This is a genomic window from Bradyrhizobium sp. LMTR 3 (assembly GCF_001693485.1).
GTDB lineage: Bacteria > Pseudomonadota > Alphaproteobacteria > Rhizobiales > Xanthobacteraceae > Bradyrhizobium.
Window position 1 is genome coordinate 506,021 of sequence record NZ_MAXC01000033.1, and the last position, 24,636, is coordinate 530,656.

Annotated in this window: 20 protein-coding genes; 11 read left to right on the forward strand and 9 right to left on the reverse strand. The window is 63.6% G+C overall.

The features are described from left to right. Positions 1-134: 134 nt before the first annotated feature. Positions 135-461, forward strand: coding sequence for a PRC-barrel domain-containing protein (locus tag LMTR3_RS23215; protein ID WP_065747289.1), 327 nt, complete (start codon positions 135-137; stop codon positions 459-461). Between the two features lie 141 nt (positions 462-602). Here LMTR3_RS23215 and uvrA read toward each other — a convergent pair whose 3' ends face one another. From uvrA to LMTR3_RS23230, 3 genes are all read right to left on the reverse strand, one after another. Beyond that, complete coding sequence (gene uvrA, locus LMTR3_RS23220) at positions 603-3,584, reverse strand: excinuclease ABC subunit UvrA (protein WP_065747290.1); 2,982 nt, start codon at positions 3,582-3,584, stop codon at positions 603-605. A gap of 267 nt (positions 3,585-3,851) precedes the next feature. Next, the gene (locus LMTR3_RS23225) at positions 3,852-4,469 is read right to left on the reverse strand and encodes an outer membrane protein (RefSeq protein ID WP_065747385.1); all 618 of its coding nucleotides are present in this window, start codon (positions 4,467-4,469) and stop codon (positions 3,852-3,854) included. Positions 4,470-4,697: 228 nt separating this feature from the next. After that, positions 4,698-5,471: an outer membrane protein gene (locus tag LMTR3_RS23230; RefSeq protein WP_065747291.1), complete on the reverse strand. Its 774-nt coding sequence runs from the start codon at positions 5,469-5,471 to the stop codon at positions 4,698-4,700. Positions 5,472-5,976: 505 nt separating this feature from the next. Between LMTR3_RS23230 and LMTR3_RS23235 the strand changes: the two genes are divergently transcribed. The 4 genes from LMTR3_RS23235 (at position 5,977) to LMTR3_RS23250 (ending at position 10,855) form a co-directional block, all read left to right on the forward strand. After that, positions 5,977-6,465, forward strand: a complete 489-nt coding sequence (locus LMTR3_RS23235) for a single-stranded DNA-binding protein (protein ID WP_057841921.1) — start codon at positions 5,977-5,979, stop codon at positions 6,463-6,465. Between the two features lie 292 nt (positions 6,466-6,757). Then, positions 6,758-7,156: a DUF2306 domain-containing protein gene (locus LMTR3_RS23240; RefSeq protein ID WP_065747292.1), complete on the forward strand. Its 399-nt coding sequence runs from the start codon at positions 6,758-6,760 to the stop codon at positions 7,154-7,156. 203 nt (positions 7,157-7,359) lie between these two features. Next, on the forward strand, positions 7,360-10,086 hold the full coding sequence (gyrA, locus tag LMTR3_RS23245; protein WP_065747293.1) for a DNA gyrase subunit A: 2,727 nt from the start codon (positions 7,360-7,362) through the stop codon (positions 10,084-10,086). Between the two features lie 259 nt (positions 10,087-10,345). Next, on the forward strand, positions 10,346-10,855 hold the full coding sequence (locus tag LMTR3_RS23250; RefSeq protein WP_065747294.1) for a hypothetical protein: 510 nt from the start codon (positions 10,346-10,348) through the stop codon (positions 10,853-10,855). A 119-nt stretch (positions 10,856-10,974) separates the two neighbouring features. On the opposite strand, the gene LMTR3_RS23255 is transcribed toward LMTR3_RS23250, so the two are convergent. The 3 genes from LMTR3_RS23255 to LMTR3_RS23265 all read right to left on the reverse strand — a co-directional run bounded on the left by LMTR3_RS23255 (position 10,975) and on the right by LMTR3_RS23265 (position 16,511). Then, positions 10,975-14,322, reverse strand: coding sequence for an adenylate/guanylate cyclase domain-containing protein (locus LMTR3_RS23255; protein ID WP_245319976.1), 3,348 nt, complete (start codon positions 14,320-14,322; stop codon positions 10,975-10,977). Positions 14,323-14,684: 362 nt separating this feature from the next. Then, entirely contained in the window at positions 14,685-16,022 is a 1,338-nt protein-coding gene (pcaB, locus tag LMTR3_RS23260; RefSeq protein ID WP_065747295.1) for a 3-carboxy-cis,cis-muconate cycloisomerase, read from the reverse strand. Between the two features lie 231 nt (positions 16,023-16,253). Then, complete coding sequence (locus LMTR3_RS23265) at positions 16,254-16,511, reverse strand: hypothetical protein (RefSeq protein WP_028345952.1); 258 nt, start codon at positions 16,509-16,511, stop codon at positions 16,254-16,256. A 272-nt stretch (positions 16,512-16,783) separates the two neighbouring features. Here LMTR3_RS23265 and coaD point away from each other — a divergent pair, with 272 nt between their 5' ends. The 6 genes from coaD (at position 16,784) to LMTR3_RS23295 (ending at position 21,420) form a co-directional block, all read left to right on the forward strand. Further along, positions 16,784-17,281, forward strand: a complete 498-nt coding sequence (gene coaD, locus LMTR3_RS23270) for a pantetheine-phosphate adenylyltransferase (RefSeq protein WP_065747296.1) — start codon at positions 16,784-16,786, stop codon at positions 17,279-17,281. 43 nt (positions 17,282-17,324) lie between these two features. Beyond that, complete coding sequence (locus tag LMTR3_RS23275; RefSeq protein WP_065747387.1) at positions 17,325-17,867, forward strand: peptidylprolyl isomerase; 543 nt, start codon at positions 17,325-17,327, stop codon at positions 17,865-17,867. 4 nt (positions 17,868-17,871) lie between these two features. Further along, positions 17,872-18,312 carry a UCP034077 family protein gene (locus LMTR3_RS23280; protein WP_065747388.1) on the forward strand — a complete coding sequence of 147 codons (441 nt, stop codon included), beginning with the start codon at positions 17,872-17,874 and terminating at the stop codon, positions 18,310-18,312. After that, complete coding sequence (locus tag LMTR3_RS23285) at positions 18,288-18,749, forward strand: peptidylprolyl isomerase (protein ID WP_065747297.1); 462 nt, start codon at positions 18,288-18,290, stop codon at positions 18,747-18,749. Before LMTR3_RS23280 ends, LMTR3_RS23285 begins: the two co-directional genes overlap by 25 nt. A 109-nt stretch (positions 18,750-18,858) precedes the next feature. Next, positions 18,859-19,935: a tRNA preQ1(34) S-adenosylmethionine ribosyltransferase-isomerase QueA gene (queA, locus tag LMTR3_RS23290; RefSeq protein ID WP_065747389.1), complete on the forward strand. Its 1,077-nt coding sequence runs from the start codon at positions 18,859-18,861 to the stop codon at positions 19,933-19,935. Positions 19,936-20,118: 183 nt separating this feature from the next. Next, the gene (locus tag LMTR3_RS23295; RefSeq protein WP_065747298.1) at positions 20,119-21,420 is read left to right on the forward strand and encodes a PQQ-dependent sugar dehydrogenase; all 1,302 of its coding nucleotides are present in this window, start codon (positions 20,119-20,121) and stop codon (positions 21,418-21,420) included. A 116-nt stretch (positions 21,421-21,536) separates the two neighbouring features. Here LMTR3_RS23295 and LMTR3_RS23300 read toward each other — a convergent pair whose 3' ends face one another. From LMTR3_RS23300 to LMTR3_RS23310, 3 genes are all read right to left on the reverse strand, one after another. After that, entirely contained in the window at positions 21,537-22,562 is a 1,026-nt protein-coding gene (locus LMTR3_RS23300; RefSeq protein ID WP_065747299.1) for an aspartate-semialdehyde dehydrogenase, read from the reverse strand. A gap of 251 nt (positions 22,563-22,813) precedes the next feature. Then, on the reverse strand, positions 22,814-23,419 hold the full coding sequence (locus LMTR3_RS23305; RefSeq protein WP_065747300.1) for a PepSY domain-containing protein: 606 nt from the start codon (positions 23,417-23,419) through the stop codon (positions 22,814-22,816). Positions 23,420-23,687: 268 nt separating this feature from the next. Beyond that, positions 23,688-24,440 (reverse strand): TetR/AcrR family transcriptional regulator, encoded by a 753-nt coding sequence (locus LMTR3_RS23310; RefSeq protein WP_065747390.1) that lies wholly within the window; start codon positions 24,438-24,440, stop codon positions 23,688-23,690. Positions 24,441-24,636 lie beyond the last annotated feature (196 nt).

A 24,636-nucleotide genomic window follows, 5' to 3' on the forward strand; every position in this document is an offset into this window, starting at 1 on the left:
CTTCGCCCGTTGGGCTAAAGCGGACACCTCGTTCCACCCACGCCACTGCAGAGTTTTGTTGCAGGGTGGCTCGTCCATCTCGAGCCCAGTTGTGCTATTATGTCAACCGAACAAGGGAAGACAGGGAGGTCGCCATGCCCCATACCCTGGTGCCCAGTGATCGCGTCGAGCGCGTGAACGTGTACGGGCGCGACGGCACAAAGCTCGGCTCGATCGAGCGACTGATGCTCGACAAGGTGAGCGGAACGGTTGCCTACGCCGTGATCAAAACCGGAGGACTGCTCGGCAGCCACCATCATTGTCCGATCCGGTGGGACGCACTCCGATTTGATCCCGCGCGTCAGGCCTACCAATCCGACGTAACACTGGAGGATCTGCGCGCGGGCCCGTCCGAGCTCGATGACGACGCCTTCGACTGGGGCGACCGCTCGCGGCCGCATCCGCATTATTGGGGGGTGTAGCGGCGGCAGCGGAGTGACCTGCTCGCAGAGCGAAGCGATACCCATCAATCCAATCGACAGTTGTGATGGGTATCGCGAAGCGATACCCATCCTACGCTACTGGCATGGGTGTTCCGGGTTTGTGTCCGCCCTGCCTCTGGCTTATTCCGCCGCCTCGCTCGCAGCTCCGCTCTTCCGCGGCTTGCCATCTGCCTTCTTCAGCACGGGCGCCAGAAACTTGCCCGTGTAGCTCCGCGGCGCCTTGACGATGTCCTCCGGCGGGCCCCAGGCGACGATTTCTCCGCCGCCGTCGCCGCCTTCGGGGCCGAGGTCGATGACCCAATCGGCGGTCTTGATGACCTCCAGATTGTGCTCGATCACGACGACCGTGTTGCCCTGGGCGACGAGCTCGTGCAGCACTTCCAGGAGCTTTGCGACGTCGTGGAAGTGCAGCCCCGTCGTCGGCTCGTCCAGGATGTAGAGCGTGCGGCCGGTTGCGCGTTTTGACAGTTCTTTTGCAAGCTTGACGCGCTGGGCTTCGCCGCCGGACAAGGTCGTCGCCTGCTGGCCGACGTGGATATAGTCCAAGCCGACGCGGTGCAGCGTCTTGAAGGTTTCGCGCACGCGCGGCACCGCCTTGAAGAATTCGGCGGCTTCTTCCACCGTCATGTCGAGCACGTCGGAGATCGACTTGCCCTTGAACAGGACCTCTAACGTCTCGCGGTTGTAGCGTTTGCCTTTACAGGTATCGCAGGTTACGTAGACGTCGGGCAAAAAGTGCATCTCGATCTTGATGACGCCGTCGCCCTGGCAAGCCTCGCAGCGGCCGCCCTTGACGTTGAAGGAGAAGCGGCCGGGTTCGTAGCCGCGCGCCTTGGCTTCGGGCAGGCCGGCAAACCATTCGCGGATCGGGGTGAAGGCGCCGGTATAGGTCGCAGGGTTGGAGCGCGGGGTGCGGCCGATCGGCGACTGATCGATATCGATGATCTTGTCGATGTGCTCCAGCCCCTCGATGCGGTCGTGGGGGGCGGCGCCTTCGCTGGCGTTGTTGAGTTTGCGAGCGATGGCACGGTAGAGCGTGTCGATCAGCAGCGTGGACTTGCCGCCGCCGGAGACTCCCGTCACGCAGGTGAATAGCCCCAACGGAATTTCCGCCGAGACGTTTTTCAAATTGTTGCCGCGGGCGTTGACGACCTTGATGGTGCGGCGATGGTTCGGCGGCCGGCGCTCGGGGATCGGCACCGACAATTCGCCGGTGAGGTATTTGCCCGTCAGCGACTTCGGATTCCGCATGATGTCGGCCGGTGTGCCTTGCGCCACGATATGGCCACCATGCATGCCGGCGCCGGGGCCGATGTCGAGCACGTAGTCCGCCAGACGTATCGCGTCCTCGTCATGCTCGACCACGATCACGGTATTGCCGAGATCGCGCAGCCGCTTCAGCGTTTCCAGCAGGCGCGCATTGTCGCGCTGGTGCAGGCCGATCGAGGGCTCGTCCAGCACGTAGAGCACGCCTGTTAGCCCCGAGCCGATCTGCGAAGCGAGGCGGATGCGCTGGCTTTCGCCGCCGGAGAGCGTGCCGGAGGAGCGGGAGAGCGTGAGGTAGTTCAGGCCGACGTCGAGCAGGAAGGACAGCCGCTCGCGGATCTCCTTCAGGACGCGCGCGGCGATCTCGTTCTGCTGGTCGTTGAGCGCCTTCGGCACGCTTTCGAACCATTCGCCGGCGCGCTTCACCGACATTTCCGAGATCTCGCCGATATGCTTGCCGCCGATCTTGACGCAGAGCGCCTCGGGCTTGAGGCGATGGCCCTTGCAGGCCTCGCAGGGGATGTCGGAGAAATATTTGGCCAGTTCCTCGCGCGCCCATTCGCTCTCGGTCTCGCGGTAGCGGCGCTCGAGGTTGGTGATGACGCCCTCGAACGGCTTTTTGGTATCGTAGGAGCGGACGCCATCCTCGTAGGAGAACTTTATCTCGTCGTCGCCGGAGCCATGCAGCAGGGCTCCTTGTGTCTTCTTCGGCAGGTCCTTCCACTTGGTGTCGAGCGTGAACTTGTAAAACTTTCCGAGCGCGGTCAGCGTCTGGATGTAATAGGGCGAGGACGACTTTGCCCACGGCGCGATTGCGCCCTTGCGCAAGGTCAATTCCTTGTCGGGAATGACGAGGTCCTCGTCGATGTGCTGCTCGATGCCGAGGCCACCGCAGGCCGGGCAGGCGCCATAGGGATTGTTGAACGAGAACAACCGCGGCTCGATTTCGGGAATCGTGAATCCGGAGACCGGGCAGGCGAATTTCTCCGAGAACAGAATCCGCTCGGGCCCGCTCTTGTCGTGGATCTTTGCGGTTTTCTTCTTGTCCTCCGCCGCAGATGCGCCCGCCGGCGCGTCGGCGTATTCGATGACGGCGAGGCCTTCGGCCAGCTTCAGCGCGGTCTCAAAGCTTTCCGCGAGGCGCTGGCCGAGATCGGGGCGCACCACGATGCGGTCGACGACGACGTCGATGTCGTGCGGGAATTTCTTGTCGAGCGTCGGCGCGTCGGAGAGTTCATAGAAGGTGCCGTCGATCTTGACGCGCTGAAAGCCTTTCTTGAGCCATTCGGCGAGCTCCTTTTTGTACTCGCCCTTGCGGCCGCGCACGACGGGAGCCAGCAGATAGAGGCGGGTGCCTTCGAGTAGCGCCAGCACGCGATCGACCATCTGCGAGACGACCTGGCTTTCGATCGGCAGTCCAGTTGCCGGCGAGTAGGGCACGCCGACGCGCGCCCATAGCAGGCGCATGTAGTCGTAGATCTCGGTGACGGTGCCGACGGTGGAGCGCGGATTCTTCGACGTGGTCTTCTGCTCGATCGAGATCGCAGGAGACAGCCCGTCGATCTGGTCGACGTCCGGTTTCTGCATCATCTCCAGGAATTGGCGCGCGTAGGCCGAGAGCGACTCGACGTAGCGGCGCTGGCCCTCGGCATAGATGGTATCGAAGGCGAGCGAGGATTTGCCGGAGCCGGAGAGGCCGGTGAACACCACGAGCTTGTCGCGGGGAATCTCGAGATCGACATTCTTGAGATTGTGCTCGCGCGCACCGCGGATGGTGATCGCACGCGATGCGGAGCCGGCGTTCTGTTGGCGCTTCGCCCTTAGCACTTCATCCATATCGGCATTTCCAGGCGCGAGGCACGCGCCACGTTGGGCGCGCATCGCCGGGCAAGAACCGGGATCAGGCGCCGTTGATTGAAAGTCGGAACATAGGAAGAACGGCAAGGAATTTCCAGTGCCGCGCGCGAATCATCAACGGATTGTTTGTGCTGTCATATTTTTGGCAGCAGCAGGCAGCAGCTCGAATTCGGAACTCCGCAAACAGAAACGCCTCCGTTCCGGATTCGTCGGAACGGAGGCGCAGGTAGCTTCAGCCAAACAGACTTAGAAGTGATAGTTCACGCCGACCTGGACGCTGTTGAGATTGAGCGTTCCCGTCGGGAGGACGCCGGCGAAGTAGGTCTCGCCGTCAAAGCTGCGGTAGAGATACTCGGCCTTGACGGACCATTTCGGTGCGAACATCACCTCAACACCGGCACCGAGAGTCCAGCCGGAGTGGATCTTGCTGTCCGACAGTCCTGCGATCGACAGACGGTTGTCGGCCCAGGCATAACCGCCGGTGCCGTAGACCAAGACCTGGTCGAACGCGTAGCCGACACGGCCACGAACGGTGCCCATGTCGCGAGTCCGGGACTCGAGCAGGCCGATGGTTGCGCCGACATCCGCCCAGGCCGCATCAGCCTCGATGCCGAGAACGACGTTGCCCATTTGCCAGTTGTAACCAACGGTGCCGCCGGCGAAGCCGCCGCTGAGCGTACCGATGCCATCGCTGTTTTCCTGCGCGTAGCCGCCCATCGCACCGATGTAGAAGCCGGTCCAGTTATTGATCGCAATCGCTGCAGCCGGCGCCTTGGTGTAGGGCCTGGCAGCGAGATCGGCGGCCATCGCAGGCGCCATCCCAAGCGCGATCAGGGCAGTGGTGGTCAGCAGAATCTTCTTCACTTTCGTCTTCCTTTCGCGGATATCCAACGCAACTTTCCTCAGCCGTCAATTTGAGGTTGCTGGGCGATATAGCGCGAAGTTCCCGAGAAATGCTGTCGCTGAAAAACCACATCCGCGGCGAAAGTAGGCGCAATGCAACCGATGCGGGTGGTGACCGCGCCGTCCTACAACCAAACAAAAAGGCCGGCATGAAGCCGGCCTTTCCGTAGTCCCGCGCTGGTGTTGCGGTCAGTACCTCCCGATGACCGGGCCGCCCCAGCGGTAGTTGACGCGGACCGTGACGAGATCGACGTCCTGGCTGATGTTACTAGTCCTCGAAAACGAGCCGGCCGGAGCAAAGATGCCGGATGCAGCAAAGTCGACGTCGCGGTCACCCATGAACAGGTGGTTGTACTCGACGCCAACCGACCAGTTCGGGGCGAAGCCGACTTCGAGACCGGCACCAACGACGCCGCCCCAACGCGTTTCCTTGGCGCTGTCGACCAGAAGCCCGGTCGGGATATCGAATCCCCTGTACTTGTCGCTGGTCACCGCAGCGCCGCCCTTTACGTAGAGCAGGACGTTGTTCCAGGCATAACCGACCTGACCGGTGATCAGTCCGAACGCGTTGATCCTCGACTCATTCTCAGTGGGAGCGAGCAAGGCCAAACTTGTGTTGGAGCCCGTGAAGTCAGCCCAGTTGCCTTGCCCTTCCACGCCAAACACCCAGGTACCGGCCTGCCAGCGGTAGCCGAGTTGACCGCCGGCCGTGCCGCCCGTCGCGTCATGGCAACCTTCGGCCAGGGGCGGAACGAAAGGACCCACGACGTCGGCGGTGAGATCCCAGCACTTGCGGCCCGAACCCCAGCCGCCGTTGGCGCCGATGTAGAAGCCAGTCCAATCATACACGGCGGCGATCGGAGCGGGCGGCGCCTTGGTGTAAGGGCGCGCAGCAAGGTCGGCCGCCGCCGCAGGTGCGGCGAACGCAATGAGCGCAACTGTAGCCAACAGATACTTCTTCATGATCTATCCCCAGTTTTGTCCGCTTCCCGCTAGGCCTGAAGCGTTGTTGTGACGCGAGCGCCCGCGCCGCTGGAGAATTCTATAGCGTGACTCGCGCGGAAATGGCGTGTCCCGGATGCAACAGGCGCCCACCAAGTTTGTGGAACAAGCTTATGATTTATCTGGTATAATTGGAACCGAGGCGGGAATTTTCGGGTTCCATTTCGTCTCTTTCGGTTCCCCCGTGAGTTCCCGGGGTTCGCTTAAAGATTGTAGAGCCGCCAGCAAGCGCACATGGGACGTTATCCGGAACAAAGCTGGAACGTGCACATAGGCGATGCTATATGTGGATAACCGGCGACTTGCCGAGCGATCGCCAAGTCAGCGGGGTCTGTCAGTGTATAGGGTCCGGATGTCCGGGAGCGGACGCGGAAACGGACAAGCGACAGGTCAAGAATTGAAGACGGCCGGCACGGAAGCGGCCGGACCAGTGATTTTTGCCGGCGATATTGAGTGGAGAGCGGCGATGGCGGGAAGCGTGAACAAGGTGATTCTGGTCGGCAACCTCGGCAAGGATCCTGAAATCCGGCGGACACAGGACGGGCGACCGATCGCCAATCTGAGCATCGCGACATCGGAGACCTGGCGCGACAAAGGCACCGGCGAGCGCAAGGAAAAGACCGAGTGGCACCGCGTGGTGATCTTCAACGAGGGTCTCTGCAAGGTCGCCGAACAGTATCTGAAGAAGGGCGCCAAGGTTTACATCGAAGGCCAGTTACAGACGCGCAAATGGACGGATCAGAGCGGGGTCGACAAATACTCGACCGAGGTCGTACTGCAGGGCTTTAACTCGAACCTGACCATGCTCGACGGCCGCAGCGGCGGTGGGGGCGGCAGCTTCGGCTCCGATGATTCCGGTGATTTCGGCTCGAGCGGTCCGGCCAGCTCCGCGCCGCGGCGGGCGGTCGCGGCGGGCAGCCGCAACAGCGATATGGACGACGACATCCCGTTCTGAGTGCGAAATCACCCGGCAGAATCGCATTTTCGGTAGAGCGTTAGTTTGAGGCATTCGGCCTATCTCGCGCCGAATGCCTTCGTGCGCCTGCAATTCCACGGCAGCCAAATCTGCAAGGATGATCGGGGTTGACCTGACCATGACGAACGCATGCGTTTTGAATGGCCCGGCAGAAGCTTGAACCTGGGGGCAAGCGCGATAGGATCGAACTTGACAGTGGAAAGATTGATGTAAATACTTCTTACATGATGCGGGAACCCTGCATCACACGTGCGGTCGCCGGGAGTTTCAGATGTCGCTTGCACCGCTACTGGATGCCGCTCCCGCCATACCGGTTCATGCCTTTGCCGCCATGGCGGCGTTTGCGCTCGGTGTCGTTCAATTGGCCGCGCCAAAGGGAACGCTGCCGCACCGGACGGTTGGCTGGATCTGGGTCGGCCTGATGGCCGTCGTCGCCGCCAGCTCGTTCTGGATCCACGAGATCCGGCTGCTCGGCCCCTGGAGTCCGATCCATCTCCTGTCGGTCATGGTTCTGCTGATGCTGCCGATCGCCGTCATCGCTGCGCGCCGGCACAATGTGAGCCGCCATCGCAAGACGATGATCGGTATTTTCGCCGGCGGATTGATCATCGCCGGGCTGTTCACGTTCGTCCCTGGGCGGATCATGCACGCCGTGCTTTTTGGCCATTAGGCCGACCGCGGGAACATCACTTTTGACACCGCCCTCCGGCCCTGAAATGGCGGTTCCGGCAGGGCTCGGGCGAGCTGTCTCCGATCCCGGTAAGTCTATGAAAAAACGAGCGGAAAAACAGCTTCCTCCTGACAGCTTCGGGGTGGTTATCGGACCCTCGATGCGCTATATGATTCTTAGCTGAGAACTGACTGGATTCCCCTTTGTCCGATAACGAAGACGACAAGTCCGGCGAGCCGCCGGAGCATTCCGACATTCGCCCCGTTTCCATTCTCGACGAGATGAAACGCTCCTACCTCGATTACGCCATGAGCGTGATCGTGGCGCGGGCGCTGCCGGACGCGCGCGACGGGCTCAAGCCCGTGCATCGCCGCATTCTCTACGCGATGCACGAGAACGGCTTCGAGTGGAACAAGCCGTACCGCAAATCGGCGCGCACGGTCGGCGACGTCATCGGTAAATACCACCCCCACGGCGATCAGTCGGTCTATGACGCCCTGGTGCGCATGGCGCAGGAATTTTCCATGCGCGTGCCGCTGATCGACGGCCAAGGCAATTTCGGCTCGGTCGACGGCGATATGGCGGCGGCCATGCGCTACACCGAATCCCGCCTGACCAAGATCGCGCAGAGCCTGCTCGACGACATCGACAAGGATACGGTCGACTTCCAGCCGAACTACGACAGTTCGGAGAAAGAGCCGTCGGTCCTGCCGGCGAAGTTCCCGAACCTTTTGGTCAACGGCGCCGGCGGCATCGCGGTCGGCATGGCCACCAACATTCCGCCGCACAACCTCGGCGAAGTCATCGACGCCTGCGTGGCGCTGATCGACAACCCTGCGCTTGCCATCGACGATCTCATCAACATCGTGCCGGGCCCGGATTTCCCGACGGGGGGCATCATTCTCGGCCGCCAGGGCATCCGCTCGGCCTATCACCTCGGCCGTGGCTCGATCGTGATGCGCGGCAAGGTGACGATCGACACCATCCGCAAGGATCGCGAAGCGATCATCATCACCGAAATTCCCTACCAGGTGAACAAGGCCACCATGGTCGAGCGCATCGCCGAACTGGTGCGCGAGAAGAAGATCGACGGCATTTCCGACCTGCGCGACGAATCCGACCGCGACGGATTCCGCGTCGTGGTCGAACTGAAGCGCGATGCAGTGCCCGACGTGGTGCTGAACCAGCTCTATCGCTTCACGCCGCTGCAGACCAATTTCGGTGCTAACATGGTGGCGCTGGATGGTGGCCGGCCGCAATTGATGAATTTGAAAGACCTGCTGACGCTGTTCATTGCATTCCGCGAGCAGGTCGTCACCCGTCGCACCAAATTCCTGCTCAACAGGGCGCGCGACCGCGCTCATATCCTGGTTGGCCTCGCGATTGCGGTGGCGAATATCGACGAGATCATTCGCGTGATCAGAACTTCGCCCGATCCGAACACGGCGCGGGATACGTTGATGTCGCGCGATTGGCCGGCGAAGGACGTGGAGGCGATGATCACGCTGATCGACGATCCCCGTCACCGGATGGCGCCCGACGGCACCGCGCGGCTGTCGTTGGAGCAGGCCAAGGCCATTCTCGACCTGCGCCTGCAGCGGCTGACCGCGCTCGGCCGGGACGAGATTTCGGAAGATCTCGACAAGCTTGCGGTGGAAATCGCCGATTACCTGGAAATCCTGCGCTCGCGCGCGCGTGTGCAGGCGATCATCAAGGACGAACTCGCCGCGGTGAAGAACGAGTTCGCGACCCCGCGCAAAACCGTGATCGTCGAGCAGGAAGGCGAGGTCGAGGACGAGGACCTGATCCAGCGCGAGGACATGGTGGTCACGGTCTCGCACGCCGGCTACGTCAAGCGCGTGCCGCTCTCGACCTATCGCGCCCAGCGCCGCGGCGGCAAGGGCCGCGCCGGCATGCAGACCCGCGACGAGGATTTTGTGAGCCGGCTGTTCGTGGCCTCGACCCATACGCCGGTGCTGTTCTTCTCCTCGCGCGGCCAGGTCTACAAGGAAAAGGTCTGGCGGCTGCCGGTGGCGGCGCCGAACGCGCGCGGCAAGGCGATGATCAACATCCTGCCGCTGGAGCAGGGCGAGCGTATCACCACCATCATGCCGTTGCCGGAGGATGAATCCTCCTGGGGCAATCTCGACGTGATGTTCGCTACCACCGGGGGCACGGTCCGCCGCAACAAGCTATCCGACTTCGTCGACGTCCGCCGCTCCGGCATCATCGCCATGAAGCTCGGGGAGGGTGAATCGATCGTCGACGTGCAGATCTGCACCGAGCGCGACGACGTGCTGCTGACGGCGGCCGGCGGGCAGTGCATCCGCTTCCCGGTCACCGATGTGCGCGTCTTCACGGGGCGCACATCGATGGGCGTGCGCGGCATTGCGCTGGCGGGAGGCGATAAATTGATCTCGCTGGCGATCCTGCGCCATGTCGAGACCACCTCGGACGAGCGGTCGGCCTACCTGAAGATGCGCCGCGCGGTAGCCGGCGAAACCGCGGCGGAAGAGCCCGTTGATGCCGAGGGCGAGGAGACTTCGGGTTCGCTCCAGCTCTCGCAGGAGCGCTACGCCGAAATGTCGGCGCAGGAGCAGGTGGTGCTGACGGTCTCCGTCAACGGCTACGGCAAGCGTACCTCGTCCTACGAGTACCGCACCACCGGCCGCGGCGGCAAAGGCATCGTCGCAATGAGCGTCAACAACCGCAACGGCAAGCTGGTGGCGTCGTTCCCGGTTGAGCACAGCGATCAGATCATGCTGGTCACCGACAAGGGCCAGCTCATCCGCTGCCCGGTCGAGGACATACGCATCGCCGGCCGCTCGACCCAAGGCGTCATCGTGTTCGATACCGCCGAGGACGAGCACGTGGTGTCGGTCGAGCATATCTCGGAAGACGAGAACGGCGTGAACGGGAATGGCGGCTAGCGCCGTCCACCGTCATCCCGGGCATCACGAACGCGATGAGCCCGGAATCCATCCCGCCATTTGCGTTTGCGGCGCGATGGATTCCGGGCCTGCGTGCTGCGCATCCCGGAATGACAAGGTGCGTAGTCCGAAAGAGCTGGACGCTCGCCCCGGCGCGCCGCGTCAGGGCTCCCGTCTACGGTAAACCAAGCATTAACTATAGATTGATACCGTTTGCTGTGTCCGGGTGGTGACCGTCCGGCCAACGGGAGCGGATCTCATGCCCGTCGAGATGCTGACGTATGCCGGTCTGGGCGAACGGCTCAAGATTTCCCCAGAGGCTGCCCGCGCTCTGGTGAAGCGACACCGATGGCCGCGCTCCCGCTCCAACGACGGCAAGACGCTAGTCCAGATCGATCTCAGCGAATTCAGCCATTCCCCAATACCCCGTCAGCCGCAAACGCAGGCCGGTCACCAGGTGGTCACCGCCCTAAAGCAGCAAATCGAGACGTTGCAGGCCGAGCTGGCGGAGATGAAGGTGATTGCCGCCGGCCATCGGGGCGACTTTGAAAGAGAATGCGAACGCACGAACAAGCTGTTGGCCGAACTGCTCAAAGTCAGCACGGAAAGCGTGGGAGCCCGGGAAAGGGCAGCTCTGCTCGAAGGCAAGCTATCGATGCTGACGCAACCTTGGCGACGTCGGCTGGTCGATGCTTTCACCCTTGCTTTACCTCAAGTCGCCTCCAACCCTCGCGAGAGCGCCGGCCCTGTAGCCCAATCACAGAATTGAACCGGCTTGCCGACGGGCCGGGTTCCGCCGCGATTGGCACAAACTTTCAGATCACACCGGACATTCCGGAGCGTTGCCGATCTAGGTTCAACCTCGGCGCCGATTGACATACAGGAGCGTCACTGGAGCGCATCAAGCAGCGCCTTGGCCTCCCGCAGATCAGGGGTGTCGAAACCTTCCGTGAACCAGCCATAGACCGGCGCGAGAAGATCACCGGCCTGCCGCTGCTTGCCCTGATCACGCCAGAGCCGGGCCAAGCTCATGGTGGCGCGCAGCTCCAGGGCCTTCGCGCTCTGGCGACCGGCCACGTCAACCGCTCGCCGAAAGTACGCTTCCGCTTCGGTCCTGTCGCCGCCTGGCCTTGCCATCGTAAGCTCCCCAATCAAGCGATAAATTTCCGCCTCCCATCGCTGCTCGCCGGTCTCCTCGACAGCGGTCGTAGCTTCGGCCAGCGCAGTCAATCCTTGCTCGATTTCACCGACCCACGCCAAAGCTTCAGCCAGTAGTGCGAGATAATAAGGTCGACGGATGCGCACGCCCGTCGGCTCGACGGCTGCGAGACCGCCGCGAACCTCCGCGATCCCTTCCACCGCCTGGCCGCGTTCCGCGATCGCCCAGCCCCGCAAGATGCTTCCAGCCGCCGCCAAGTGCGGTGCGATGCCATGCTCGGCGCACACCGCGATTGCGGCCTCCGCTTGCTCCAGGGCCGGCTCCGCTTCCCGCCGATGCTGGTAGATCATCCCCGCGAACACCAGGGCGAGAACAAGGCTAAAGGGATGCGACAGCTCCCGCGCCATGCTCACGGCCTCGCGCGCCATCGCAAGCGCCTGCTGAGGGAAACCAAGCGGCCACAGCGCCGCGGCCGCGGTGTATCGGTTGCAGACGCCCGCGTCGTGGCTGCCGTAGAGGAACTTGTGAGCCCGGTACGCGTCCGGCCGATAGAGCGTCAGTCCCGCCTCGAGATGCGCACGGCACGCGGTCGGCTCCGGGAGATTGAGAAGCGTTGTCCATGCGGCATGATGCGCCTGCAGGAGGAGTCCCGGATCGGCGCTCCGCCGAGCGACTGCGAACAGCTCGTCCAACAGATCGCGAGCCGTCTTGAACTCGCAGCGCTGCTGGTACACGAGCCACAATCCCCAACTGACGGTAAAGAGCTGCACCACATCGCCAGCTTGCCGGCACAGGTCGCGGGCGCGCAGGTATGCTTGCTCCACCTCCGGTGCCGACCAGCTCTTGGTGGCGATCAGCACCGGCGCAAGCACGAGCTGCAACTCGAGTTCGCGGCAGGCGCGTTCCGCCGGATCGGCAACTTGCTCTGCGACGATCAGCCCATTGCGGAGATGGGCGATCGCCTCCGCGTGTGCCGAGCGCTCGGCTGCGCGCTGGCCGGCCTTGCGCCAGTAGGCAACAGCGCTTTCGGTCAGATTAGCCTCGGTGAAGTGGTGCGCAAGCACCTCCGGCTGGGTGGCTGCAATGTCTGGGAAATGCTCCTCCAGCGCCCGCGCGATGCGCGCGTGTAGAGGTTGCCGCCTGCTGCGCAGCAGTGTGCCGTAGGCGGTGTCCTGGACCAGGGCGTGCTTGAAGCTATAGGCCGATGAACCACGATGGAAAATCAACTGTGACGCAGTGAGCTGTTCGAGGGCCGCCTGCAAGGGAGCTTCCGGCAGCGGCGAGACGGCCCGTATCAGATCGTCGGAGAACTCCCGGCCAATAGCGGCGCCGGTCTGGGCAATTTCTTTGGCTTCCGGGCCGAGGCGGTCGAGACGGGCAAGGAGCGAGGCGTGCAGGGTGGCCGGGACGGCGAGTGCACCCGGCGAGATTCGCGATAGCACAGCCTTGGCATCCCCTTCAACGGCTCCTGTTTCGAGCACCGCCTTGGTCAGTTCCTCAACGAACAGCGGCACGCCGTCCGTGCGGTCGACGATTTCGTGGACGATCGCGCGAGGCAGCACCTTCTCGCCGACTACCCGCTCCACGAGGGTTGCGGTGTCGCGGCGGTTCAAGCGACCAAGCGTCAGCATCGTGACGTGCGGCTGGCCGATCCATGGTGGCGGGAACTCCGGTCGGAAGGTGAGGAGCAACAGCACCGGTAGCTGCTGCACGCGATCGACCGTCATCTGGAGCAGTTCAAGCGAGGTCGGGTCGATCCAGTGCACGTCTTCGAAGACCATCAGCACGGGATTGCGCTGAGACAGGTTCTCCACGTGCCGGATCAGCGCCTGAAGCGTGCGCTCCTTCTTCGCCTGCGGACTGAGCGCTGCCAGACTATAGCGGTCGGAGGGCAACGACAGCAGTTCCGCCAAGAGTGGCACGTCCTCGGTGGTGGTCGCTGCGCCCGCCAATAGCGCCTCGAGTTTGTCGAGCTTGACCGCCAGCGGATCGTCCCGGGCGAACCGGGCCGCCCGCTCCAGTTGCTTGATCACGGGGTACAGCGCGCTGCCCTGGTGGTGCGGCGAGCAGAAGCAGCGCGGGCGCGAGTACGGTTCGGCTTGAAGCTTCTCCTGGAGGGCCGCCACGAGCCGCGATTTCCCGACCCCGGGCTCGGCTGAGAGCAGCACCACCTGCCCCTCGCCAGAGATCGCTCGCTGCCACCGGCGCAGCAGTAGTTCGATCTCCTCCTCGCGACCGACCAGCGGGGTCAGACCGGCCGAATGAAATGCTTCAAACCGGCTCTCGACGGCGCTCGACCGGAGCACCTGATAGGCTCGGACCGGCTGCGGGAAGCCCTTCATCGCAACCGTGCCGAGATCACGGTACTCGAAAAGATCACCCAGCAGGTGGCGCGTCGTGGGGCCGACGACAATGGTGTTCGGCTCGCCAAGAGCTTGCAGGCGCGCCGCGAGGTTGGGCGTCTCGCCTACCACGACGCGTTCCTGTGCTTCGCCCGAGCCAATGAGGTCGCCGACCACGACTAGCCCGGTGCCGATGCCGATGCGGACCCGAAGGCGCTCGGAGGTTTGCAGTTGGTCGACGGCGTCGATAAGGGCCAAACCGGCGCGCACCGCTCGCTCGGCGTCGTCCTCGTGCGCATGCGGATAGCCGAAATAAAGCAGTACGCCGTCGCCCATGTACTTGGCGACGAAGCCGTCGAAGCGGGCGACCGTCTCAGCTACGCAGCGGTGATAGGCGCCAATCACCTCGCGTAGGTCCTCGGGGTCAAGACCAGCCGATAGCGCGGTCGAACCGACGAGGTCGCAGAACATCACCGTGAGCTGCCGACGTTCGGCCGAGGAGACGGCACTGAGGCTTGGCGCCGACGCGGCGCTCGGGCCTGCCAATTCCGAGGGCTGTGGCAGGCATGCGGCCGCTTTCAATAGCTTCTTGCGCTGGCCAAGCGAGAGACCGAGCTTCTCCAGGTCCGCCTCGCTCAGCTCAGGCAGGATCTTGAGATCGACATCGTTCGCCCGCAACGCGGGTGCGAGCTGCATCAGCCCAAGCGGCGCCAGCCAGCGCTCCAGCTCGTCCACGGCTTCCTCCTCGCTCGTGCGAATTCTACCAGATCGAGCGCGCGCTCCAAAGGGATCTCTGCCGGCTGCAGGAGTTCCGAAAGAGGTGGACTCGGCTCCGATCCGCGATAGTCGGCTCTTGGCCCTTCGCGTCATTACGCTGCCGTGCGGTAACGCGTCGCTTTAGGACCGAGCAGACACTACTTCTGTACGTCACGCCACAGGTCTTATGAGTACACGGCCGAGAGCGGAAACGGGCGTGGAAGTCGCCCGGCGGAAGGTCACGATCAGCACCTGCAGAAGATCACCAGGCCGTCCGAGATGTTCGTGATCGATGATCGGATTGTAGCGGAGTTTTCCTCCCTGATGTTTATTGATCGTACTTATCGTTTGCTGTGTCGCGCGAGCACGCGGTCGACCATCGCTCCCGCGGTGCCGAGATAGTTTGACGGCTCGCACAACGCGGCCAGCCGATCGCGCGGCACGGCCGATGCGATGGCAGGGCGGCGCAGCGCGGCATCGAGCAGCGCGTCGCCGCGGTCGAACGCATCGCGGCAGGCGGCATAGACCTCATCATGGGCCAACTGGCGCCCAAGCGCGGGCGCGAGCCCCATCATGACTGCTTCGGCGACGATCAGCCCGCGCGTGGATTGCAGGTTTCGCTTCATCGCCTGGGGATCGACGATCAGGCCGGACAGCATGAATTGCGCCTGCGCCAGCGATCCGGCCGTCAGCAAACAGACTTGGGGCAATGCCAGCCATTCGCAGTGCCAGGGCCCGGTTGCGCGCTCGAGATCCTGAACCATGGCATCCAGCATCAGCGAAGCGGCGTCGCGGGATGCCTTTGCGTTCGCCAGCAGAATTTCCGAGGAGATCGGGTTGCGCTTCTGCGGCATGGTCGAGGATGCGCCGCGATGCGAGGAGAACGGCTCGAACACCTCGCCGATCTCGGTTGCCATCAGGATCATGACGTCGTAGCCGATCTTGCCGAGTGCGCCGCAGATCACGGCGAGCGTCTGCACCATCTCGACCAGTCCGTCGCGGGCGACATGCCAGGTGATGTCGGGGTCGGCCAGACCGAGCACGCGGGCATAGGCGGCACGTACATCCAGTCCGCGATCGCCGAGTGAAGCCAGCGTTCCCGCCGCGCCGCCGAGCTGAGCCTGAAGAGCGCGAGGCTTGACCTGTTCGAGGCGATCGGCCGAGCGCTGCAGCGCAGACAGCCAGATCGCTGCCTTGTGTCCGAACGTGATCGGCAGCGCCTGCTGCAGGTGCGTCCGTCCCGCCATCGGCGTATCGCGATGGAGGCGGGCGAGATTGGCAAGAGTTGCCATGACCTCGCCGAGCTGCGCTTCGATCAGCGCGACCGCTTCGCGCAGTTGCAGCACAGTCGCCGTATCCATGATGTCCTGGGTGGTCGCCCCCCAATGCAGATAGCGGCCGGCTTCGCCGAGTCGCTCCGATAGCTGGCGGACCAGGCCGACGATGGGATAGCCGACGTTCTCGGTGTCGCGCTTCAACTGCTCGATATCGAGCGCGATCGTCAGCGCCTGCCGCGCGATCGCCTCGGCCGCCTCGCGCGGAATCACGCCGGCTTCGCCTTGCGCCGTGGCAAGCGCCACTTCGGCCTGCACATAGGCCTTGAGCTGTGCCTCGTCGGAAAACACCGTCCGCATGGCCGGCGTCGAGAAAACGTCGCGATAGAGGGCGCTGTCGAACATCGTGCTGGCCACGCGCTTGTTTCCTCCCTGTTAATATGTCCGGCCATCTGATTGATACGTACAAATCCGTCAAGCGCGGCCCGCGAAGACCTCGAACGCTTGCTCGCGCGCTGTGGCAGGCAGAAGAATTTCGCGCAATCCAGGCCTCCAGAACGCAATGGCGAGCAGGGGGGCATCCCTACTCGCCACGAGAGCGTTTCTTGGAGGTGGGGTCGGAACGAATATTTGCCGTTACGGGGTGCGGTCGGCGGTCACCAGGCGGGCTTCCCTCACCACGGCCTTGGAGCCGGCGGCGCGCAGGCAGGAAGCCTCGAAATTCGGCCAGGCCTGCTGCGAGCAATCCTTGCCGACGGTGCGGATATCCAGGCGGTCACCCTTGGCAAGCGCCTGCGGCACGCTGGCTTCGACCTGGGGGGCAAAGCCGGGCAATACGGTCATCGCGGCGGCGATGAACGCGGCAGCAGCGATGGCGGAAAAAGCCTTGATCATGACGGTCCCCTGTCATGGGCCTTGGCGGCCCGTCGTTTCGTTGGGCGAACTTGTAGGGGGCGCAAGTTTCCGGCCGTCTTCGCCGCGTTCGAAAATGGTTTCGTCCGGGCCGAGTTTTGTTTCGTCGGCCGGTGGCGGACGAAACATTGCCGGCCGCCCGGGGACGCCCGGGCTCCAGGGCCTGGTTCATTAGCTGACTTGAAGTAAAAACCCGGAACCGAAGGGAACCGACTCGGCTTGCCGGGCCGCCCGGAGCGCGGTAGGAGGGGAATATGTCCCGTATCGCGCTTTATCCCGGTTCATTCGATCCCATCACCAACGGCCATCTGGACGTGCTGCGGCACGCCGTGACGCTGTGCGACCGCCTGATTGTCGCCATCGGCGTCCATTCCGGCAAAAAACCGCTGTTTTCGACTGAGGAGCGGCTGGAGATGGTTCGGGCGGTATGTGAGCCGATTGCGCAAAAGGCCGGCTGCGCTTTCGACTGCACCACCTATGACAACCTCACCGTAGCTGCGGCGCGGCAGGTCGGCGCGACCATCATGATTCGCGGCCTGCGCGACGGAACCGATATGGACTACGAAATGCAGCTTGCCGGCATGAACGAGGTGATGGCGCCAGAGGTGCACACCGTGTTCGTCCCGGCGTCGCCCGCGGTCCGCCCGATCACCGCCACGCTGGTTCGCCAGATCGCCGGGATGGGCGGCGACTACTCCGCCTTCGTGCCGCCCCAGATTGCCGCAAGGCTGAAGGCCAAGTTCGCGGGTTAACGCGCTTCTACGCGCTGTCCTGTTTCACATGACCGGAGCTTTCATGATCCGAATTCTCGCACTCGTCGCCGCGCTCGTCTGTGCGGTTCCCGCAATCGCGCAGCCGCTGCCTGGCAATCTCGACAAGGCGAATGCGATCGTGATCGACACCACCAAGGGCCGTATCGTGATCAAGCTGCGGACCGACATCGCGCCTCAGCATGCCGAACGCATCAAGCTGCTCGCGCGCGAGGGCTACTACAACAATGTGCCGTTCCATCGCGTGATCGAAGGCTTCATGGCGCAGACCGGCGACGGCAAGAATTTCAACGGCACCGGCGGCTCGAAACATCCGAACCTGCCGGCCGAGTTCTCCAACGTGCCGTATAAGCGCGGCATCGTCGGCATGGCGCGAACCAGCGATCCCAACTCGGCGAATTCGCAGTTCTTCATCATGTTCGCGGAAGGCGCGTCGCTGAACGGCAAGTACACCGTGATCGGCGAAGTGGTGTCGGGCATGGATGTGGTCGACAAGATCAAGCGCGGCGAACCGGTCGTCGACCCCGACAAGATGGTGAAGGTGCAAGTCGCATCCGACATCAAGTGAGGCCATGACGGCGGGCCGCAGCAAGCCATTCGTCTGGTTTGCCGCTGCTCTCGTGTGGCTCGCATCGGGTGCGCATGCGGAGGCTCAGCCGCAGCAGCTCGACACCCTCAAGGACGTCTTCGCCAAACTGTATTCCTGCTGGCAGCCGCCGCCTTATTCGCGCGCCAACCCGATGGACATCACAGTTGTCGTCAGTTTCAACCGCGAAGGCGCCATTCTCGGTCAACCCAGGATTACCTATGAATCCGGAAACCCCAGCGATAATGACCGGATTGCGTACCGGACTGCCGTCATGGAAACATTGCAACGCTGTACGCCGTTGCCATTTACCGAGGGACTGGGCGGTGCGGTCGCCGGCCGGCCTTTCGCGGTTACTTTCAGAACCCGCAAACGTCCACCCAAACCGGAAGAGAAACGAGCATGGCTGACACCGAAAATACTTTGATCCTTGAAACCACCCAGGGCCCCGTCACCATCGAAATGCGTCCCGACCTCGCACCTGGCCACGTCGCTCAGATCAAGAAGCTGGTGCGCGAGGGATTTTACGACGGCATCGTGTTCCATCGCGTCATCGAGGGCTTCATGGCGCAGACCGGCTGCCCGCATGGCACCGGCACCGGCGGTTCCGGCAACAAGCTGAAGGCCGAGTTCAACAAGGAACCGCATGTGCGCGGCACGGTCTCGATGGCTCGCGCCGCGAACCCGGATTCCGGCGACAGCCAGTTCTTCATCTGCTTCGATGACGCCTCCTTCCTCAACGGCCAGTACACGGTCTGGGGCAAGGTCACGTCGGGCATGGAGAACGTCGACAAGATCAAGCGCGGCGAGCCGGTGCAGAACCCGGACAAGATCGTGAAAGCGCGCATGGCGCTGGACGCATGATTTGACTCTGTCATTCCGGGGCACGCGAAGCGTGAACCCGGAATCTCGAGATTCCGGGTTCGCATCTTCGATGCGCCCCGGAATGACGGCAAGTGAGCTTACCGGCGCCATGCGCACCGATCTCTTCGACTTCGAACTCCCCGCCACCAGCGTCGCGCTGCGGCCCGCGAGCCCGCGCGATGCTGCGCGGATGCTGGTGGTGCAGCCCGATGGGGTGCTGCGTGATCGAACCGTCGCCGAGTTGACGCAATGGCTGGAGCCCGGCGACCAACTCGTCGTCAACGACACCAAGGTGATCTCCGCCCAGCTCAAGGGCCGGCGCATCGGCCGCGAGACCGAGCCGAAGATCGAGGCGACGTTGATCAAGCGGCTGGACGGGTCGCGCTGGCAGGCGCTGGCCAAGCCGGCGAAGAAGCTCGCGCCTGGCGACATCGTTCGCTTCGGCAATGAGGGAAAGGTCTGCCTGCTCGGCCATCTCGACGCCGAGGTCGAGGCCAAGGGCGAAGAGGGCGAGGTCACGCTGTCGTTTTCGTTTCACGGTCCGGCGCTGGACCAGGCCATCGCCGATCTCGGCACGCCGCCGCTGCCGCCCTATATCGCCTCCAAACGCACGCCCGACGATCGCGATGCCGCCGACTATCAGACCATGTTCGCCGCAAATGAGGGGGCGGTCGCGGCGCCAACGGCGGGACTGCATTTCACGCCTGAGCTCGAGACGGCGCTACGCCGCCACGGTGTCGAATTGCATCGGATAACGCTGCATGTCGGGGCAGGGACTTTCCTGCCGGTGAAGGTGGACGAGACCTCCGAGCACAGGATGCATGCCGAATGGGGATCGATTTCGGCTGATACCGCTGCCGCGTTGAATGCCGCGCGCGCCCAGGGCGGGCGCATCATAGCTGTCGGCACCACATCGCTACGGCTATTGGAGAGCGCCACGCACGAAGACGGCACCGTTCAGCCGTTCGACGGCGAGACCTCGATCTTCATCACGCCGGGCTATCGCTTTCGCGCGGTCGATATCCTCATGACCAATTTCCACCTGCCACGCTCGACGCTGTTCATGCTGGTGTCGGCGTTCTCCGGTCTGGACACGATGAAGCGCGCCTATGCGCATGCGATCGCAGCCGGCTACCGGTTCTATTCCTACGGCGATGCTTGCTTGCTGTTTCGCGCACCGGATTGAGGCGAAGCCGGGCGTCCTCGCTGGAAAAAGAGGCCCGCCCAATTGGGCGGGCAAAGGTTCAGGGAGGAAGCGCTCTGACAATAAAGCGCTAACGCCTGTCTCTTTGATTCGGCGGCTGACGCCAAGATCGTATAACTACCGTCTCTCGGCGCATCGGTGCGCGGGAACTACAGGGGCTTTTGCATGAACTTTTCCGGCATTTTCGCACGAATGGTCGCGCTGATCGGCGCCGCGGCGCTGCTGTGGCGCCGTCTGCAGGGATCCGCGCCCAAAGCGGCCTGGGGCAGCGCGCCGGCGATCCCGGCGGCGAAGCCGCAAGGTGCGATCCCGACGCTCAAGATGCCAACAGCGCAGGGCTGGAGCGACGGCGAGACGCCGACCGCGGCGCCCGGGCTCAAGGTCAACGCGTTTGCGACCGGCCTGGACCATCCGCGCTGGATCAACGTGCTGCCCAATGGCGACGTGCTCATTGCCGAGGCGACGCAGATCGCCGGACCGCCCAGGAGTGTGTTCCATTATGCGATGCAGGCAACGATGCGGCGTGCCGCGGCGCTCGGCGTCAGCGCCAACCGCATCACGCTGCTGCGTGATCGCGACGGCGACGGCGTTGCGGAGGCGCGCGGGATTTTCATGGAAGGGCTGAGCCAGCCGTTCGGCATGGCGCTGGTGGGCGAGACGTTTTACGTCGGCAACACCGATGGCGTGGTTGCCTTTCCCTATGTGGCTGGTGCGGACCGCATCACTGCCGAGGGACGAAAACTGGTCACGTTCAAGCCCGGCGGGCATTGGACGCGGAGCCTGCTGCCGAGCGCGGATGGCAAAAAACTCTATGCCGGCGTCGGCTCGCTCAGCAACATCGCCGAGAGCGGGATGGAGGTCGAGCAAGGCCGCGCGGCGATCTATGAGCTCGATCTGGCTAATGGCACGAGCCGTATCTTCGCCAGCGGCCTGCGCAACCCCGTGGGCCTCGCCTGGGAGCCCAACACCGGCGTGCTCTGGACCGTCGTCAACGAGCGCGACGGCCTCGGCGACGAGACGCCGCCGGACTATCTGACGTCGGTGCGCGGCGGCGGCTTCTATGGCTGGCCCTATTGCTACTGGGGCCAGACGGTGGACGACCGCGTGCCGCAGGACCCGGCCCTGGTCGCGAGGGCGATTACGCCAGACTATGCGCTCGGTGGGCACACCGCCTCGCTCGGCCTGTGCTGGATGCCATCAGGCACGCTGCCGGGCTTTCCGGACGGCATGGTGATCGGCCAGCACGGCTCCTGGAATCGCAGCACGCTGAGCGGCTACGCCGTCGTCTTCGTGCCGTTCGAGAACGGCCGCCCATCGGGCCCGCCGCGGGATATTCTGGCGGGCTTTCTCGCAGCCGATGAGAAGGTCTCGTACGGACGACCGGTCGGCGTCACGCTCGGTCCCGACCGCTCGCTCTTGGTGGCGGATGATGTCGGCAACGTCATCTGGCGCGTGACGGGCGCGTAACCGGTAGGTGCGGTAGGGTGGGCAAAGGCGCGCCGCGCCGTGCCCACCATCGTTCCGCACCGTCGGTCACAATGGTGCGCACGCTTCGCTTTGCCCACCCTACAAATCCGTCGCCTTCACGCCATCGCGCGCTGCGGCAACAGCTCCGCGATCTGGATCGCGTTCAGCGCCGCGCCCTTCAGGAGCTGGTCGGCCGACACGAACATCGAGATCGAATGGCCGGACGCGTCGCTGAGATCCTTGCGGATGCGGCCGACGAGAACGTCGTCCTGGCCGGACGCATCGATCGGCATCGGAAAATAGTTCTTTGCCCGGTCGTCGACGATCTTGACGCCCGGCGCCTTCGACAGGATCGCGCGCACTTCATCCTCGGTGATCGGCTTTTCGCATTCGAAGGTGATGGCTTCGCAGTGGGCGCGCAGCACCGGCACGCGCACACACGTCACGCCGATAGCGATCTGATCGTCCTCGAAGATCTTGCGAGTCTCCTTGATCACCTTGGTCTCTTCGTCGTTGTAGCCGGTGTCGGGATCGATCGCCGTGTTGTGGCTGAAGACGTTGAAGGCGTAGGGGAGCGGGATCACCTTGGGCGTGAACGGCCGGCCGTCGAGATAGGCGCGGGTCGACTCCACGAGTTCTTCCATGGCGGCCGCGCCTGCGCCGCTTGCCGCCTGGTAGGTCGAGACGATCATCCGCTTGATGCGGTTCTGGCGGTGGATCGGCCACAGCGGCACCAACGCGGTGATCGCCGAGCAGTTCGGGTTGGCGATGATGCCCTTGTGGTTGCGGATGCGGCCCGCGTTGATCTCGGGGATCACCAGCGGCACGTTCGGGTCCATCCGGAACGCTGAGGAATTGTCGACCACGACCGCGCCAGCCTTCACGGCAGCAGGCGCGAACTTGCGCGAGATGCCGCCGCCGGCCGAGAACAACGCGATGTCGACACCCTCGAACGACTTCTCGGTGAGCTCCTCGATCACGATCTGCTCGCCGCGGAAGTCGATGGTCTTGCCGGCCGAACGGGCGCTGGCCAGCGCCTTGAGCCTGCGGACGGGAAAGTTGCGCCTGTCCATCGTGGCGATGAATTCGGCGCCGACCGCGCCGGTCACGCCGGCAATGGCTACAACGGGTTCGTGGCTCACGGGTCTATCCTCTGGTTGAGCATCAATGCTGCGGGCAATAAAAAAGCCCCGGTCCTTTTCAGGCGGGGCTTCGGTTCAGATAATGCGATCGTTCGACTACGCGCGCACGGCTCCCGAGCCCCCGGAGGGTGCTTTGGTTTTCGTGGTCGCTTTGGTCGAGGTCGTCATGGCGCGGACTTATGCGGCAGCTTGGGGCTGCCGTCAACGGCTTTTCGCCCCATCCGGGCTGCAAACGGGGGCAGACGAGCCCGTCATCGCCGCCTTGCGGCGCCGGGAGGCTCGAGGATCACCGCTTTCAGGTCGTTGCCACTCATGACGACGATCGCGAAATTCAGCCGGCCGCGTTCGCGGATCAGGCCGCCGCTGATGGCCTTGCCCGACGCCGCGTGCTCTGCCACGCGGACGGCATCTGCCAGGCGCTGCCTGATCGTCTTCAGTGCAACGAGGTTGCTGCGGTCCCCGGCATCGAACTCCTTCAAGGGAAGGGCGGCTTCGCCGCCGACGATCTTGCCAGTCGTGGCGTCGATGGCATGGTGCCAGATGCGGTCGTTGTGAAGGGTCTTGACGCGGTAGACTGGTGAATCCGGCGCGCCGTCGAAGCTGACATCGGCGGTCGTCGCGCCGGCATGCAGGGCTTCGGCGATGGCCATCGCCTCGCTCAGCGAGACCGCCGAGCCACGGAAGAGCTCGAGCTCGCGGTTGACCGCCTGCTGGTCGGACGCAGCGCCATCCTCGGCCTCATTGCGGAGCGAGGCCGGCTCGCCGGTCGACGACGCGGTGGCATAGGCAGGGGCAGGGAGGATGATCGCCAGCAGGACGACCGCAAGAAACTGCCTGAAACATCTCGGCGTACGCATGTTTGCAGTCTCTCCACTCTTGAGCCTGTCTTTGCCGGCGGTCGCGCCGGATCGTCCCGTACAACGCGCGGCCGACCCTTTTGGAGGCATAGGGTCGGCCGCGGAGCGTCGCAAACGGGTACCGCCGTTTGCGGCGATCGAAGCGGCGAGCCCCACCGGGGACCACAAAGCGGGGAACTCGCTCACTTCGCTTATAACAAAACCATACCGTATCGTTTTGTTTTGGTCAACGACATCTCCCGACGTGAACGCCGTTCTCACGGAATTGTCAGCGGGAGGGACGTCGCCGAGCGGTTCCCTTAATGGCTCCCTTGGGGACGGACTGAATGCGGCTCGATGGCCCAAGCGCACCGGCCAGGAACAGCCTGATCGCCAAGCGCATGCGTTTTTCGGCGGACTTCATCTCCAGCGGCGTTCCGAACGTCGCCATGCGGTGGGTGTGACCGACGACAACATCGAGAAAGACCTCTGCCGCGATGCCGGTATCCTCGACGTCCATGGCGCCCTGTGCAACCAAATGATCGAAGAAGCGCGCGGTCGTGGAAACGGCCTTCAACCAGCCCTCTTCCTTGCCGAGTTTGGCAATGTCGGGAAAGTTGATGGCCTGTGACGTCATCATGCGGCTGAACGCAACGGCATCGGGTCCGCAGGTGAACATCAGCATCTCGCGCCCGACCTCTATCAGGCGCTGCTCGACCGAAATGTCCGACGAACGCGTGAGCTGCCCTTCCGCCGCTTCAGCAAGCGGCGCAAGCCAGCGCGCGATCTCGCGCCTCAGCACCTCCGCAAACAGCCCGCGCTTGTCGCCGTAGCGCGAATAGACGGTGGGCTTGCTGACCCGGGCTGCTTCCGCAACCGCATCAAGCGAGGTTGCGTCGTAGCCCCGGTCCAAAAAAAGACGGGTGGCAACTTCGATCAGCCGCTGATCGCGCTCGATGGCGGCGCTCTTCGTCGGCCGGCCGCCGCGCGACTTCTGGACGTCTCGTCTTGCCGGTCTGGCCTTGGTCGCAGTCAATCCCATGCCCATCGATTCCTGCGCGATCGTGATAGTCGTCATAGCTCTATAACGCGCAGTAACAGGGGCGTCATCGCGAATCTGGCCGAATTGGCCATATCGTCGACGGTCCAGATTCTAGTTTTGACGCGTTTTCTTGACGCGAACCGGTACCCACTTCGCTCGAAAACGCTCTGGGCAGGTCGTCGTTCCGCTCCTGCGC

Excerpts from the sequence above, each read along its gene's own strand:
- LMTR3_RS23215 (WP_065747289.1), top strand. The coding sequence starts at position 135 with ATGCCCCATACCCTGGTGCCCAGTGATCGCGTCGAGCGCGTGAACGTG.
- LMTR3_RS23275 (WP_065747387.1), top strand. The coding sequence starts at position 17,325 with ATGATCCGAATTCTCGCACTCGTCGCCGCGCTCGTCTGTGCGGTTCCC.
- queA (WP_065747389.1), top strand. The coding sequence starts at position 18,859 with ATGCGCACCGATCTCTTCGACTTCGAACTCCCCGCCACCAGCGTCGCG.
- LMTR3_RS23235 (WP_057841921.1), top strand. The coding sequence starts at position 5,977 with ATGGCGGGAAGCGTGAACAAGGTGATTCTGGTCGGCAACCTCGGCAAG.
- LMTR3_RS23230 (WP_065747291.1), bottom strand. The coding sequence starts at position 5,471 with ATGAAGAAGTATCTGTTGGCTACAGTTGCGCTCATTGCGTTCGCCGCA.
- LMTR3_RS23310 (WP_065747390.1), bottom strand. The coding sequence starts at position 24,440 with ATGGGATTGACTGCGACCAAGGCCAGACCGGCAAGACGAGACGTCCAG.
- LMTR3_RS23285 (WP_065747297.1), top strand. The coding sequence starts at position 18,288 with ATGGCTGACACCGAAAATACTTTGATCCTTGAAACCACCCAGGGCCCC.
- LMTR3_RS23280 (WP_065747388.1), top strand. The coding sequence starts at position 17,872 with ATGACGGCGGGCCGCAGCAAGCCATTCGTCTGGTTTGCCGCTGCTCTC.
- LMTR3_RS23250 (WP_065747294.1), top strand. The coding sequence starts at position 10,346 with ATGCCCGTCGAGATGCTGACGTATGCCGGTCTGGGCGAACGGCTCAAG.
- LMTR3_RS23240 (WP_065747292.1), top strand. The coding sequence starts at position 6,758 with ATGTCGCTTGCACCGCTACTGGATGCCGCTCCCGCCATACCGGTTCAT.
- LMTR3_RS23265 (WP_028345952.1), bottom strand. The coding sequence starts at position 16,511 with ATGATCAAGGCTTTTTCCGCCATCGCTGCTGCCGCGTTCATCGCCGCC.
- uvrA (WP_065747290.1), bottom strand. The coding sequence starts at position 3,584 with ATGGATGAAGTGCTAAGGGCGAAGCGCCAACAGAACGCCGGCTCCGCA.
- coaD (WP_065747296.1), top strand. The coding sequence starts at position 16,784 with ATGTCCCGTATCGCGCTTTATCCCGGTTCATTCGATCCCATCACCAAC.
- LMTR3_RS23295 (WP_065747298.1), top strand. The coding sequence starts at position 20,119 with ATGAACTTTTCCGGCATTTTCGCACGAATGGTCGCGCTGATCGGCGCC.
- pcaB (WP_065747295.1), bottom strand. The coding sequence starts at position 16,022 with ATGTTCGACAGCGCCCTCTATCGCGACGTTTTCTCGACGCCGGCCATG.
- LMTR3_RS23305 (WP_065747300.1), bottom strand. The coding sequence starts at position 23,419 with ATGCGTACGCCGAGATGTTTCAGGCAGTTTCTTGCGGTCGTCCTGCTG.